The 13,965-nt window shown below is 61.7% G+C and carries 10 protein-coding genes and 2 pseudogenes; 10 read left to right on the top strand and 2 right to left on the bottom strand.

Annotated elements, in window-relative coordinates; translation table 11 throughout:
* Positions 1–157: 157 nt before the first annotated feature.
* Complete coding sequence (locus HF916_RS06730) at positions 158–970, bottom strand: DNA-binding transcriptional regulator (protein ID WP_168788248.1); 813 nt, start codon at positions 968–970, stop codon at positions 158–160.
* A 249-nt stretch (positions 971–1,219) separates the two neighbouring features.
* Here HF916_RS06730 and HF916_RS06725 point away from each other — a divergent pair, with 249 nt between their 5' ends.
* From HF916_RS06725 to HF916_RS49830, 8 genes are all read left to right on the top strand, one after another.
* The gene (locus HF916_RS06725) at positions 1,220–3,070 is read left to right on the top strand and encodes a bifunctional 3-(3-hydroxy-phenyl)propionate/3-hydroxycinnamic acid hydroxylase (protein ID WP_168788247.1); all 1,851 of its coding nucleotides are present in this window, start codon (positions 1,220–1,222) and stop codon (positions 3,068–3,070) included.
* 1 nt (position 3,071) lies between these two features.
* The gene (locus tag HF916_RS06720; RefSeq protein ID WP_168788246.1) at positions 3,072–4,022 is read left to right on the top strand and encodes a 3-carboxyethylcatechol 2,3-dioxygenase; all 951 of its coding nucleotides are present in this window, start codon (positions 3,072–3,074) and stop codon (positions 4,020–4,022) included.
* 18 nt (positions 4,023–4,040) lie between these two features.
* Positions 4,041–4,847: a fumarylacetoacetate hydrolase family protein gene (locus HF916_RS06715; protein WP_168788245.1), complete on the top strand. Its 807-nt coding sequence runs from the start codon at positions 4,041–4,043 to the stop codon at positions 4,845–4,847.
* Positions 4,848–4,871: 24 nt separating this feature from the next.
* Positions 4,872–5,813, top strand: coding sequence for an acetaldehyde dehydrogenase (acetylating) (locus tag HF916_RS06710; RefSeq protein WP_168788244.1), 942 nt, complete (start codon positions 4,872–4,874; stop codon positions 5,811–5,813).
* 13 nt (positions 5,814–5,826) lie between these two features.
* Positions 5,827–6,843, top strand: a complete 1,017-nt coding sequence (mhpE, locus tag HF916_RS06705; RefSeq protein WP_168788243.1) for a 4-hydroxy-2-oxovalerate aldolase — start codon at positions 5,827–5,829, stop codon at positions 6,841–6,843.
* Positions 6,844–6,942: 99 nt separating this feature from the next.
* A complete protein-coding gene (mhpT, locus tag HF916_RS06700; RefSeq protein WP_168788242.1) occupies positions 6,943–8,187 on the top strand; it encodes a 3-(3-hydroxy-phenyl)propionate transporter MhpT in 1,245 nt (414 codons plus the stop codon).
* Between the two features lie 84 nt (positions 8,188–8,271).
* Positions 8,272–9,141 carry an alpha/beta fold hydrolase gene (locus tag HF916_RS06695; protein ID WP_168788241.1) on the top strand — a complete coding sequence of 290 codons (870 nt, stop codon included), beginning with the start codon at positions 8,272–8,274 and terminating at the stop codon, positions 9,139–9,141.
* A 1,067-nt stretch (positions 9,142–10,208) separates the two neighbouring features.
* A complete protein-coding gene (locus tag HF916_RS49830; RefSeq protein WP_206001700.1) occupies positions 10,209–10,415 on the top strand; it encodes a hypothetical protein in 207 nt (68 codons plus the stop codon).
* A gap of 400 nt (positions 10,416–10,815) precedes the next feature.
* Here HF916_RS49830 and HF916_RS06685 read toward each other — a convergent pair.
* Positions 10,816–11,828 (bottom strand): annotated as a pseudogene (locus tag HF916_RS06685) (IS30 family transposase).
* Between the two features lie 188 nt (positions 11,829–12,016).
* Here HF916_RS06685 and HF916_RS06680 point away from each other — a divergent pair.
* Together HF916_RS06680 and HF916_RS06675 are read left to right on the top strand one after the other, a co-directional pair.
* Positions 12,017–12,955 (top strand): helix-turn-helix domain-containing protein, encoded by a 939-nt coding sequence (locus tag HF916_RS06680; protein ID WP_206001698.1) that lies wholly within the window; start codon positions 12,017–12,019, stop codon positions 12,953–12,955.
* A 73-nt stretch (positions 12,956–13,028) separates the two neighbouring features.
* Positions 13,029–13,847, top strand: a pseudogene (locus HF916_RS06675) (IS630 family transposase); the annotation flags it as partial.
* Between the last annotated feature and the right edge of the window lie 118 nt (positions 13,848–13,965).

Here is a 13,965-nt window from a genome sequence, read left to right as displayed (position 1 = left end):
AAGCCCGCCGTGGGAGATGAGGTCGTTTCCAGCAGATTCCATCAAGGCCAGCGGGCACCGTCTCGCAATGAAGGTCGGATATAAGACTGCAACCGCTTCTGCTAGCCAAAACATCAACCCCCTGCCTTGCGGAACGGGAGGTGTTCATATAAGGACGTCAATCCGACTTCCTTCCGCTCAGGTCACCCTGCGACTCGAGTGCAGCAACCATCTCACGCACTGCCGTTTGAAGTTCGGGCACGTAACGCCGTTTCGCTTCCGCGAGCGTGACCGCTCGCGAAAGGAACACCACATTCAGACTCGCCAGCACACGTTCGCGCGATACGATCGCAACGGCAACCGCACCGATCTTGCTTTGCGCAGCCCAGTCGCCGTGATTTGAGCCGAAGCCATCCGTGCGTACCCGTTTGACCAGGCTTTTGATCAGCGCGTCGTTGGAGGCGAGCGCTTTCTGTTCTTCCCCGCCTGCACTCGAGCGCAGCAATTCGAGTATGTCCTCGCGCTCGCCGTCGGGACACATTGCAAAGTATGCGCGCCCCGCGGCGGTCAGCAGAATCGGCAGTCGGCGGCCCACCATCGAACGGTGAAACGAGAGCGGGCTGAAGCGATGCGTCGTCTCGCGGATGATCATCGCGTCGCCGTCCGGCGTGGTCAGGTCCGAAGGCCACGCAACCCGCTGCAGCAACTGTCCCATGATGCGCGGTGCTATGGTCGCAATTCGTTCGTTATCCGTAAAACCTTCGCTTAACGAGCGAACCTGCAGCGTCAAACGAAAACTGTCGTCCGACGCGCTGCGCCGCACGAACCCTTGCTCCATCAACGTCTCCAGCAGCCGGCGCACGGTGGTGCGATGCAGGCCGGTCAGGTCGCTGATCTGCTGGCTGGTGGCGCGGCCGCTTTCCATGGAATTGAGCGCCTGCAGCACTTGCAGGCCGCGCGCGAGACCTCGCACGCTCGTGTATTGGGTCACCGAAAAACCTCATTAAATCAATCCTGTGCATTCTATGCACATTTTCCACAAATTGTTGAGGCTGTACGGCATGCGCCATAGACTGCAAGCAAATCAACGATTCGAGGAGACGCGAGATGCCGCATCCCATGCGCGACTTTTTCGCCATGGCGATACGCAATCGTCACGCCGTGCTCTCCCTGGATATTTCAAACAAGTCCGCTATCTGACGCGGCGGCGCGCTGTGCCGCTCGCGAGCAAGGAGACAGTATGCTCCCACCCAATGATCCGGCGGCCGCGAGCGGCCGCAGCGAAACCGTGTCCGCCGACGTGGCGATTGTCGGCGCCGGCCCGGTCGGGCTGATGATCGCCAATTACCTGGGCTTGCAGGGCGTGCGCGTGGTGCTGCTGGAAAAGCTCGAGCAGATCATCGACTATCCGCGCGCCATCGGCCTCGACGATGAAGCGTTGCGCGTGTTCCAGTCGGTCGGCCTCGCCGACATCCTGTTGCCGCACACCACGCCTGACCACTGGATGCGTTTCGTCACGCGCACCGGTCATTGCTTTGCGTCGATCGAGCCGCGCACGGACGAGTTCGGCTGGTCGCGCCGCAATGCATTCATTCAGCCGCTCGCGGATCGCGTGTTGTACGAGGGGCTGAGCCGTTTTCCGCATGTCGAGGTGCTGTTCGGCACCAGCGTGAGCGCATTCACGCAGGACCAGACGGGTGTGACGATCGAGGCGGAAGTTCAGAAAGGCGGCCGTCGCACGGTGCGCGCGTCGTACATGGTCGGCGCGGACGGCGGCAATAGCTTCGTGCGCCGCGTGCTCGACGTGCCGTTCGAAGGACGCACGAAACCGAATCAATGGATCGTGGTGGATGTGCGCAACGATCCGATCGGCTCGCCGCACGTCTACATGCATTGCGATCCGCAACGGCCATACGTGTCTGCGGCCTTGCCGCACGGCATCCGCCGCTTCGAGTTCATGGTGATGCCGGGCGAAACCGAGGAGGAACTGTCGAAGCCGGAGAACATGGCCGCGCTGATCCGCAAGGTGGTGGCCGATCCGCAGAAGGTGGACTACATCCGCAAGCGCGTCTATACGCACAATGCGCGGCTCGCGAGCCGCTTCCGCGTGGATCGCGTGCTGCTCGCCGGCGACGCCGCGCACATCATGCCAGTTTGGCAAGGGCAGGGCTACAACAGCGGGATTCGCGACGCGAGCAACCTCGGCTGGAAGCTGGCGATGGTGGTCAAGCAACTCGCGAGCGACGCGCTGCTCGACACGTACACGGCGGAGCGCCGCGCGCACGCCCGCTCGATGATCCATCTGTCGGAAGTGGCCGGCGATATCTTCGCGCCGACGAGCCGCTTCGGCATCAAATTCCGCGACGCCTTCGTGCGGACCTTCAACGTGGTGCCCGCCATGAAGCGCTACTTCGTGGAAATGCGTTTCAAGCCGATGCCGCGTTACGAAACGGGCGTCGTCTTGCTGGCGGAGCGCACACGCAAGCATGGCGTGCTGGCTCGCGTGCTGGAACGCTCCGGTCATTCCGCACCCGGCCGGCTACTCGGCCTGATGAGCGAGAAACGTGAGTCTCTGCTCGGCCGCCTCGTGTATGGCGGTGACCCGCAGTGTCATTCGCCCGTCGGCCGCATGTTCATCCAACCTCGTGTGCGTACCGTGGACGGCAGCATCGTGCGCCTGGACGACGCGCTCGGCAATCGCTTCGCGATCATTGGCTGGGGTTCCGATCCCACGTTCGGGATGTCGCCAGCGGCGCGCGAAACGTGGCAGCGCCTCGGCGGCTGCTTCGTGCTCGCGAAACCCGACGCGCAGCTCGCTTTTCATGACGACGTGCCCAATGGCGTGATCGCTCTCGGCGACGTACAAGGGCGGCTGAAGGAATGGTTCGCGCGTGTGCCGGAGTCCGTCGTGTTGCTGCGGCCGGATCGTTTCGTTGCGGGTATGTGTACGCCGCAGCAGGTGTCGGCCTCGATTGAGGAACTGGCAGTCAAGCTGAGCTTTAAGCCTGCTGAACTGCCTGCGGCGGCGGGTGTCCCGAGTGAGCCGGTTGATGTGTCCGAAAGCGCGGCGACCATCGCGGCCGGAGCCTGACATGCCGATCCTGCTCGAATGTCTCTCCCACACGCCGCTCAGCGGATATTACGACCCGGCGCCGGATGTCGTCGCTGACGTCGGGCGGATTCATGCAGCGGCGCGCGCACGCGTTGCCGCCTTCGATCCGCAACTGGTCGTCGTGTTCGCGCCGGACCATTACAACGGATTCTTCTACGACGTGATGCCGCCGTTCTGCATCGGCGCATCGGCGAGCGCGATCGGCGACTTCGGAAGTCTGTCAGGGCAACTTGCCGTCCCCGCCGACAGCGCGCTCGATCTCGCGCAAGCCGCGCTCGCCGCCGATGTCGACGTCGCCGTGTCGTACCGGATGCAGGTCGACCACGGTTGCGCGCAGGCGCTGGAGATTCTCACGGGCGCACTGGATCGTTATCCGGTCGTGCCGGTGTTCATCAATTCGGTCGCACCGCCCATGGCGTCGTGCCGCCGCGCGCGTTTGCTCGGCGACGCACTGGGCCGCCGCCTCGCGCGTTCCAACCAGCGCGTGCTGGTGATCGGCTCCGGCGGCATCTCGCACGAACCTCCCGTGCCTGAACTTGCGGGTGCAACCGACGAAGTCGCCGAGCGCCTGATCGCCGGCCGCAATCCATCGGCCGAATCGCGGGCGGCGCGCCAGGCGCGCACCGTCGCGGCTGCTCGCGCATTCGCGGCGGGCGACAGCCGCCTGCATCCGCTCAATCCCGAGTGGGACCGCGCGTTTCTGAAGCTGCTCGAAGAGGGTGAACTGCCCGCGCTCGATGGCTTCACCGACACCGCGATCACACGCGACGCCGGCAAGTCCGCGCACGAGGTGCGCACGTGGATCGCGGCATTCGGTGCGTTGCAGGCGTACGGACCGTATCGCGCGACGCTCGATTACTACCGGCCGATTCCCGAGTGGATCGCGGGCTTTGGCGCGATGCACGCGCGGCCCATCGCCGAAACCATTTGACGAATCACGGAACCCGCCATGAACCATCGAAGCAACGCTGAAGCGCTCGCCCTGCGGCTGCGCGAATCCGAACGCACGTGTCAGACCATCGCGCCGTTGCGCGACGACGAGTGCTTCGCCCATTTGAACGCGGCCGATGCCGCCGAGCTCGCGTACGCCGTGCAACAGATCAACGTCGAGGCGCGAGTGGCCGCCGGCGAGCGCATCGTCGGCCGCAAGATCGGCTTGACCTCGCCCGCGGTGCAACGCCAGCTCGGCGTCGCGCAACCGGACTTCGGCGCGCTGTTCGCGTCGATGGCGTATGGCGACAGCCAACCCATCCCGCTCGGCGAACTCATCCAGCCGAAGGTTGAAGCTGAAATCGCACTCGTGCTCGAACACGACCTCACGCATGAAAAGCACACCTACGCCGATCTGATTCACGCGACGGCGTACGCGGTCGCCGCCATCGAAGTCGTGGACAGCCGCATCGACGGCTGGAATATCCGCTTCGTTGATACCGTCGCGGACAACGCGTCGAGTGCTCGCTTCGTGCTCGGCAGCCGGCCGGTGTTGCTGCGCGAGGTCGATCTGACGGCATGCGCGATGACCCTCTCGAACGATACCGAAGCGCTCTCGCGCGGCAACGGCGCGGCGTGTCTGGGCAATCCGCTGAACGCCGCCGTGTGGCTCGCGGACCGGATGCAGCAACTCGGCACGCCGCTGCGAGCCGGCGACGTCCTCATGACCGGCGCGCTTGGTCCGATGGTCGCGGTAACGCAGCCCGGCACTTTCAGCGCGCGGATCGAAGGCCTCGGCAGCGTTCGCGCAATTTTCTCCGCATAAGCATTCACCCGATTGAGGACTGACATGGCAAGCGAAAAACTCAAGGCCGCGATCATCGGCTCAGGCAACATCGGCACCGATCTGATGATCAAGATCATGCGGCACAGCGAGCATCTGGAAATGGCGGCGATGGTCGGCATTGACGCGGCGTCCGACGGTCTCGCGCGTGCCGCGCGGCTCGGCGTGGCGACCACGCACGAAGGCGTGGAAGGACTGACGCGTATGCCGGTGTTCAACGACATCGACTTCGTGTTCGACGCCACCTCGGCGGCCGCGCATGTGAAGAACGATGCGTTCCTGCGCGCGCTCAAGCCTGGCATCCGCCTGATCGACCTGACGCCCGCGGCGATCGGTCCGTACTGCGTGCCGGTGGTGAATCTCGACGACCATCTCGACGCGCGCAACGTCAACATGGTGACGTGCGGCGGCCAGGCGACGATTCCGATGGTCGCCGCGGTCTCGCGCGTGGCGAAGGTGCACTACGCCGAAATCGTCGCGTCGATCAGCAGCAAGTCGGCCGGTCCCGGCACACGCGCGAATATCGACGAGTTCACCGAAACCACCTCGAAGGCGATCGAAGTGGTGGGCGGCGCGGCCAAAGGCAAGGCGATTATCGTGCTCAATCCGGCCGAGCCGCCGGTGATGATGCGCGACACCGTCTACGTGCTGTCCGAACTCGCCGATCAGGCGCGCGTGGAAGCCTCGATCGAGGCGATGGCAGCCGCCGTGCATGTCTACGTGCCGGGCTATCGCCTGAAGCAGAAGGTGCAGTTCGACGTCATCCCCGCCGACGCACCGCTGAACATACCGGGCCTTGGCCGCTTCAGCGGCCTGAAAACCTCGGTGTTCATCGAGGTGGAAGGCGCCGCGCATTATCTGCCGGCGTACGCGGGCAATCTCGACATCATGACTTCGGCTGCGCTCGCGACCGCGGAGCGCATGGCGCAATCCCTCGTGCAGGCTTAAGGAGACTCTTCGCATGGACAAGAAACTGTATATCTCCGACGTGACGCTGCGCGACGGCAGCCACGCGATCCGCCATCAGTATTCGATCGACAACGTGCAGCAGATCGCGCGCGCGCTCGACAAGGCGAAGGTGGACAGCATCGAAGTCGCCCATGGCGACGGCCTGCAAGGATCGAGCTTCAATTACGGCTTCGGCGCGCACAGCGACCTCGAATGGATCGAAGCGGTCGCGGACGTGGTCGAGCATGCGCAGATCGCGACGCTGCTGTTGCCCGGCATCGGCACGATTCACGATCTCAAGGCCGCATACCAGGCCGGCGCGCGCATCGTGCGGGTCGCGACGCACTGCACCGAGGCGGACATCTCGAAGCAGCACATCGAATATGCGCGCGAACTCGGCATGGACACAGTCGGCTTCCTGATGATGAGCCACATGACCACACCGGAAAACCTCGCCGTCGAAGCGAAAAAGATGGAGAGCTACGGCGCGACCTGTATTTACGTGGTCGACTCCGGCGGCGCGATGAATATGAACGACGTCCGCGGGCGCTTTCGCGCATTGAAAGCCGTGCTGAAGCCGGAGACGAAGACCGGCATGCACGCGCACCACAACCTGAGCCTCGGCGTCGCGAACTCGCTCGTCGCCGTGGAAGAAGGCTGCGACCGCATCGATGCGAGCCTCGCGGGAATGGGCGCGGGTGCCGGTAATGCACCGCTGGAAGTCTTCATTGCCGCGGCCGAACGCGCCGGTTGGCATCACGGCACCGATCTCTACACGCTGATGGACGCCGCCGACGACATCGTGCGTCCGTTGCAGGACCGTCCGGTGCGCGTGGACCGCGAGACCCTGGCGCTCGGTTATGCCGGCGTGTACTCGAGCTTCTTGCGGCATTCCGAAGTGGCCGCGAAGAAGTACGGCCTGAAAGCCGTCGACATTCTGGTCGAGCTGGGCAAGCGGCGCATGGTCGGCGGCCAGGAAGACATGATCGTCGACGTGGCGCTGGACCTGAAACGCGCGGCCGGTGTTTAGCACATTTTTTCGAAGCCTGCCGGCGGCCCGCGCCGCCGTCGACACCACCCAGCGTTATCGCCGCCAAGAGCGATGCTGAAAACACATTGGAGACTTCTTATGCAGCGATCAACCAACACTCGCGCGAGCGGTGCCGTCACGATCGGCCTATGCCTGATCGTCGCGTTGCTCGAAGGGCTGGATCTGCAATCGACCGGCGTAGCCGCGCCACGCATGGCGCGCGAATTCCATCTCGCGGTTGCGCAGATGGGCTGGGCGTTCAGCATCGGCGCACTCGGCCTGTTACCGGGCGCGGCGATCGGTGGACGGCTTGCCGACAAGCTCGGCCGCAAGCGCGTGCTGATGCTGTCGGTGGCGCTGTTCGGCATCTTCTCGATTGCCACCACGCAGGTGTGGGACCTGAACAGTCTGCTGGCCGCGCGCTTTTTGACGGGGCTCGGTCTGGGTGCCGCGATGCCGAACCTGATCGCACTGTGCTCGGAAGCGGCGTCGCCGGATCAACGCAACACGGCGGTGGGCGCGATGTATTGCGGCATGCCGTTCGGTGCCGCGCTCGCGGCGGTGATCGGCATCGTGAGTCCGGGTGATGCGAGCTGGCGGCATATCTTTTATGTCGGCGGCGTTGGACCGCTGCTGGTGTTGCCGTTGCTGGCGATCTTCATGCGCGAGTCGGCGCACTTCATTGCCGCGCGCTCGGCAGTGGGCGGCTCGCGTGGTTTGGGCGAAGCGCAGTCCAGCATCGCGCAGGCCTTGTGGAGGGAAGGGCGAGCCGGCACGACCGTCGCGTTGTGGATCAGCTATCTGGGCACGCTGATCGTGCTGTACTTCCTGATCAACTGGCTGCCGTCGCTGGTGCTGAGCCGCGGACTCACGCGCGTGCAATCGGGCGTCGTGCAGATGATGTTCAACATCGGCGGCGGCATCGGCGCAATCGTGATCGCGAGCCTGATGGACCGGATCGGTCGGCGTCGCACCGTGACCGGCATGTACTTGGGCATCGCCGCGGCATTGGCGGCGCTTGTCGCGGCGAACGGCGGCGCGTCGATGGCGTGCGGCGGCTTGCTCGCGGGGCTGTTTCTGGTCGGCGGACAGTCGGTGTTGTATGCGCTCGCGAGCAGCATTTATCCGACTCACGTGCGTGGGACAGGAGTGGGCGCCGCGGTGGCGGTGGGGCGCATGGGCTCGATTCTCGGACCTTTGATCGCCGGGCAGTTGCTGGCGATCGGGCAGAGCGCGTCCGTGCTGTTGAGCGCGAGCATTCCGTTGATTGCGATTGCGGCGATCGCGGCGTGGCTCGTCGTCGGCAAGCCGGCGCCTGCGTATGCATCGGCCGCCGCGCAATAGCGCTGGCACGTCACGCAATGCCAATCGCGCGCGACCAGGCGGCGTGCGCGGTCAATCAACTCTCTTAAGATAAAGGAACGCAACATGACCTCGAATGTATCGGCCATCACTGAAACATCGACCAGCAGATTCGTGCGTATCAAGGAAGGCGATCGTGAAGTGCAGTTGCACTACAACGACGCCGGACAGGGCGCGCAAACCGTGGTGATGCTGCACGGCTCGGGCCCCGGTGCGAGCGGCTGGGCGAACTTCAACCGCAATGTCGAGCCGCTCGTGGCGGCGGGTTATCGCGTGATCCTGATGGACTGTCTGGGCTGGAGCAAGAGCGATCCGGTCGTGTGCGACGGCTCGCGCTCCGAACTCAACGCGCGTTCGCTGAAGAGCCTGCTCGACGCACTCGATATCGAACGCGCGCACATCATCGGTAATTCGATGGGCGGTCATAGCGCCGTGGCGTTCGCGCTTGCCAATCCGCAGCGCGTCGGCAAATTGGTCCTGATGGGCGGCGGCACGGGCGGCCCCAGCCAGTTTGTGCCGATGCCAACAGAAGGCATCAAGCTGCTGCAAGGCCTGTATCGCGAACCGACGATCGAAAACCTGAAGCGGATGATGAACGTCTTCGTGTTCGACACCAGCGCGCTGACCGACGATCTGATGCAGGCGCGCCTGGCCAATATGCTGGCACGCCGTGATCATCTGGAAAACTTCGTGAAGAGTCTTGCGGCCAATCCGAAGCAGTTCAACGACTACGGCCCGCGGCTTGGCGAGATCGCGGCGCCGACGCTGGTGATTTGGGGACGCGACGACCGCTTCGTGCCGATGGATGTGGGTTTGCGTCTGGTTGCCGGCATGCAGAATGCCGAAATGCATATTTTCAGCCGTTGCGGGCACTGGGCGCAGTGGGAACATGCGGAGAAATTCAACCGTATGGTGGTGGACTTCCTGGCGCATTGAGGCGCGGCGCGCGCCTGTGTGCGAGACGTGGCTACTCGCGTAGGGTACGGCCTTTTTTGAGGTCGCCGCGTCACGCAGTATCGGGGGCGTGCCGAACCAGTGCATCGCGGCTGCGGCATATTCCAGACAATATCTTCAGGCGGATTAGCGGCAAATAACTAGCTGCTGCTTGCTGCAATCCGGAGGCTCGAGAGCCAATTGGAGCGTGCCGGATCGATGTTCCTGCGCATTGATACACCTGACATTCCTTTCGTGCAACGACGCCTGCCGCAGATATGAACCGGCCGGGCGCGATGGTTGGCGTCAATCATCTGCTCTGAGCCGGTGCGTTGAGGGCAAACATTGCGATAACTGATTCAAGTTAATCGGGAACGCACTTAACGGCGTTTCCGAATCGGGATACGCATTGTGATCTTGAGCCAAACGGTAACCCATCTCCGATGTCGAGAGAGTCAAGTTGCATCAAGTTGCAATTTGAACTGTACGACATGGCGCCTGCGCCGTCGAACGACGTATAGACTCCTGCGTCATAGCGCTTGAGGCCACGGACGGAAATTTTCAAGCTAGATGTCGGTGTGCCAAGAAGGAAAGCGACAGTAAGTCGCTGTACATGCTGTATCCGTGATGAGGGCCGGCCCCTCGGTGTCGCCGATCAGGCGGTGATACCAAACCACCCAGAGCTGCACTCGTTAAGAGCTGTTAAGAGCGGGTGTGGTGAGCGTCTGTGGAAAAGGCGGGATGAATCCCGTCAGGTGTGCAGTAAGGAGGCGAACGAAAGTGAACCGTCGAAGAAGTGTCGATAATTGCAATGATGTCAAAACCGAGGACTCGACAACGCCTCGGGATCAGTCAAACGGCAACCTGAAGGCGGGTTTGACGGCATCCGGCATAGAGGTGGCGCGACCTTCCTGCAGGCGTGGATATGGAACTTGGGAACCTGTCGTCTCGATGTCAAGGGAGAAACTCAAGCGGAGAACCCGTGAGAGTGAGAGTACCGATGCGAGGCACAGGGGCCGAGTCATGCGTAGTAGCGTTGAAGGGGTTGTAATGACTTCCGGAGCGAAGGCATGACCTTGTCTGGTGGAGATCCTGGAACAACCGCGACGCGGGATGATTCCGGGGTTAACGCCAAGTCGTTCGAGATACCCAAGCGATTGATCTGGGAAGCCTGGAAACGCGTGGCTGCCAATCAAGGCGGTCCGGGCGTGGACCGGGAGAGTATTGAAACTTTCCGCAATCGTTTGGCAAGAAATCTGTACGCTCTGTGGATTTGAATGAGTTCGGGGAGCTACTTTCCTCAACCGGTCAAGGAGGTGCTGATTCCGAAGGGGGACGGGTTTCGTCCTCTCGGGGTACCGACAATCTCTGACCGAGTGGCTCAGATGGCGGTCAAGTTACTGGTTGAGCCGGGAATCGATGCGATATTCCATTCATCATCGTTCGGTTATCGTCCTAACAAATCGGCGAAGCAAGCCGTGGCGCAAGCGAGAAGGAACTGTTGGCGCTACGACTGGGTAGTCCGACATTGACTTGAAATCCTTCTTTGACACCCGTCGCGCGATACGCCTCGATCGCCCGCGCATGTTGCGACAAAACACTCCGAATGAATGCCACGTTCAATTATTGGTTGATCGAAAATGTGGGCGGTTTCAAGAGTGAAGCGCAACCGCGGGTTTAATGTTTAGAGCCATGAGGTTGACTTGCAGAAGCAAGGGTCGCAGCGAAGACCTCGAATGGCGAATGGAAGGCGTGAGTCGCGCGAGGCCGGCTGTTCAGGCTGTCGGCAATGGCGTCGAGTTCGTCCTGACTGTAGACCGAAAGGTCTGTGCCTTTGGGCAGATACTGGCGCAGCAGGCCGTTGGTGTTTTCACAAGTGCCGCGTTGCCATGGACTGTGCGGGTCGCAGAAGTAGACCTTCACGCCGGTCGCGGCGGTAAGTTCTTTATGCCGCGACATTTCTTTGCCCTGGTCGTAGGTGAAGCTCTGCCGTAATGGCGCGGCAATCGAATTGAGTTTGGCGGAGAAGCCCGCCAGTGCTGGAGCGGCAGTAGCGTCTTCCATCTTTGCGAGCAGCACCAGTCGGCTGGTCCGTTCGACCAGAACGCCTACCGACGACTGGTTGCCTGCACCCTTGATGAAGTCGCCTTCCCAGTGCCCGGCAGCAATCGGTCTTCGATTTCAGGCGGGCGCACATGGATGCTGACCATGTCCGGAATCTGTCCGCGACGGTCTGTGCCGCGTGTGCGCGGCATGCGCGTGCTGTGGCCATGGCGCAGGCAGGCACGGCGCAGTTCGCCGCGCGGCTGGGCATAGATGGCGGTGTAGATGGTCTCATGCGAGACGTGTTGGGTCGGGTCGGTCGGATACATACGCTTCAGTGTGCCCGATATCTGCTGGGGCGACCATTTCCACTCGAGCAGAGTGAGAACGATGCGCCAGCAGACGCTTTGCAGGCAAAGCTTTGTTGGGCGACGACCCGCACTGCGGCGTGCGGTACTGAGCGCTTCGGCCGGCACGCTCGCGTAGCCGGCAGGCGAACTGTTTCGCGCCAGTTCACGGCTAACGGTGGCTGGCGAGCGTCCGAGTATCCGAGCCATGGCCCGGATACTCGAACCCTGCAAAAGCAGACTCGCAATGGTCAAGCGCTCTTCGGGTTGCAGTTGTTGATACGGAGTTCTTTCGTGCATCGCAACACCTTATACGAAACAGGTGTTGCACTTCAGATTTGAGGCCGCCGTGTCATTCGACAGGTTAGCGAAGACAAGATGAATTGCCGGTGAGAGTGCGGTTTATGCAGACACAAATAAACCCTAAGGGGCAGCGGGGAATAGTGGATCAGTGTGTAGTGGTCGACGCGCCGACGCCGGCAGTTAATGTGGCAATCGTATTGTGCGACGGCTTCTCCCTGCTTGACGTTAGTCTTGTAGCTGAGGTGTTTCGGCAAGTAAATCAGGTTTCAGACATTGCACGCTCGATTGACAATCGTGCTTCAGTCACGATGCTTTCCTCGCGCGGAGGCTACGTTACAAATTCGCTATCGGTTCGTATCAAGACCGACGCAATCGACGAGCACTTATTCGAGCGTTTTGATGGGGTCTTCGTTTTTGGTGGGGACTCCGAGAATGCCGCCTCGATCGACCCAGCGGATCTTCGGGCATTGCGTAAAGTGCTTTTGAACGCGGACCTGGTGAAGTGGAGCGAGCAGGGATGGGAGATCATCGCGGCTTCAGGTTACAACCCCCCTTCGGCAGGTGCGGGGGGCAGGTTCGAATCATGTCGTCGGGAACAAGGTTCTTCGGGAAATAAGAAGTCAATCGTTGGTTGCGGTATGAGCAGTTCGCTTGCCGCCGCACTATCCTTTATTCCAGGGAACCTTTGTATAGAGATCGCACACCGAATTAACCGGCATGTTGTGCCCAGCCTCGATCTGTCCTGTGTCGATGAGGACGCGCTCAATGAGGTGAGCGTGACGGATAGAGTTCATTCGGCGGTGGAATGGCTTCGCAAGAATTGCAGGCGCTCAATCTCAATTGCGCGAGTGGCGGAGGTGGCTGGAATGAGTGAGCGAACTTTTCTGCGGCATTTCAAGCTCGTAACGGGCAAGACTCCATCTGAATATCTTCTGGATGTCCGTTTCGAAATGGTCTGTCGGCTTCTCCAGGAGACAACTCTTCCAGTCGATAAGATTGCACGGCGGTGCGGGATGGGCAGTGGCGAGCATATTTCGCGGGTTTTTCGCAGGCGCTTATCGCAGACGCCGACCGAATACCGGACGGCTCATCGTGCGAATGGGGACCGCCACCCAGTGTCCTGAGTTAAAAATTCATTGAATGATGCCGATCACGTACTAAAGTGTTCTGTGTAGCACTTGATACGCGGAGGCAACGATGAGTGGACGGCCCAAAGGGGAGCTCGTGCCGAGCGATTCGGAGCGCGAAGACCTGCAATCGCTGACGAAGCGACGCAAGACCGCGCAGGCCCTGGCATTGCGGGCGCGCGTCGTCTTGGCCTGTGCCGATGGCATGAACAACAAGACAGTTGCGGCGAAACAGCAGGTCACACAGCAAACGGTTTCGAAGTGGCGGTCGCGGTTCGTGATCCATCGTGTGGACGGCCTGGTCGATGCACCAAGGCCCGGCGCACCGAGGACGATTGATGACACGCGCGTCGATGCGGTCATCGCGAAGACGCTCGAGTCTGTGCCTGTCGGAGCGACTCACTGGAGCACGCGCACGATGGCTCGCGAAATGAAATTGTCGCAGACGGCGGTCACACGAATCTGGCGTGCTTTTGGCTTGCAACCGCATCGGCAGGAAACGTTCAAGCTCTCCAGCGATCCGATGTTCGTCGACAAGGTGCGAGATATCGTCGGGCTTTACCTGGGCCCACCCCTCAAGGCCATGGTGCTGTGCGTGGACGAGAAGAGCCAGATTCAGGCGCTCGATCGCACGCAACCCGTGTTGCCGCTTGCACCCGGCATCCCTGAGCGACGTACCCACAATTACATGCGCCACGGTACGACCACCCTGTTCGCGGCGCTGGACATCGCTACTGGTGAAGTAATCGGCGAGGTACATCGGCGCCATCGCAGCAGCGAATTTGTGCGCTTTCTGCGCACCATCGAAGCCAGCGTGCCGTCTCACCTGGAGGTGCATCTGGTAATGGACAACGATGGCACGCACAAAACGCCCTCGATCAAAGCCTGGTCCAATGGTTCGCGCGGGGTGGCTAACTCAGGAACTGACTTGGACGAATAGGAACCTTTTTGTACCTCGTCGTGAGGCCCGCCTACATCGCGGCAGAATGGGTTCGGTGCAATGACTC

Origin of the sequence: Paraburkholderia aromaticivorans (assembly GCF_012689525.1) — a bacterium.
In the GTDB taxonomy this organism is placed as follows: domain Bacteria; phylum Pseudomonadota; class Gammaproteobacteria; order Burkholderiales; family Burkholderiaceae; genus Paraburkholderia; species Paraburkholderia aromaticivorans_A.
Note: the sequence above shows the minus strand (reverse complement) of the source record. Positions and strands in the feature narration are given on the sequence as shown.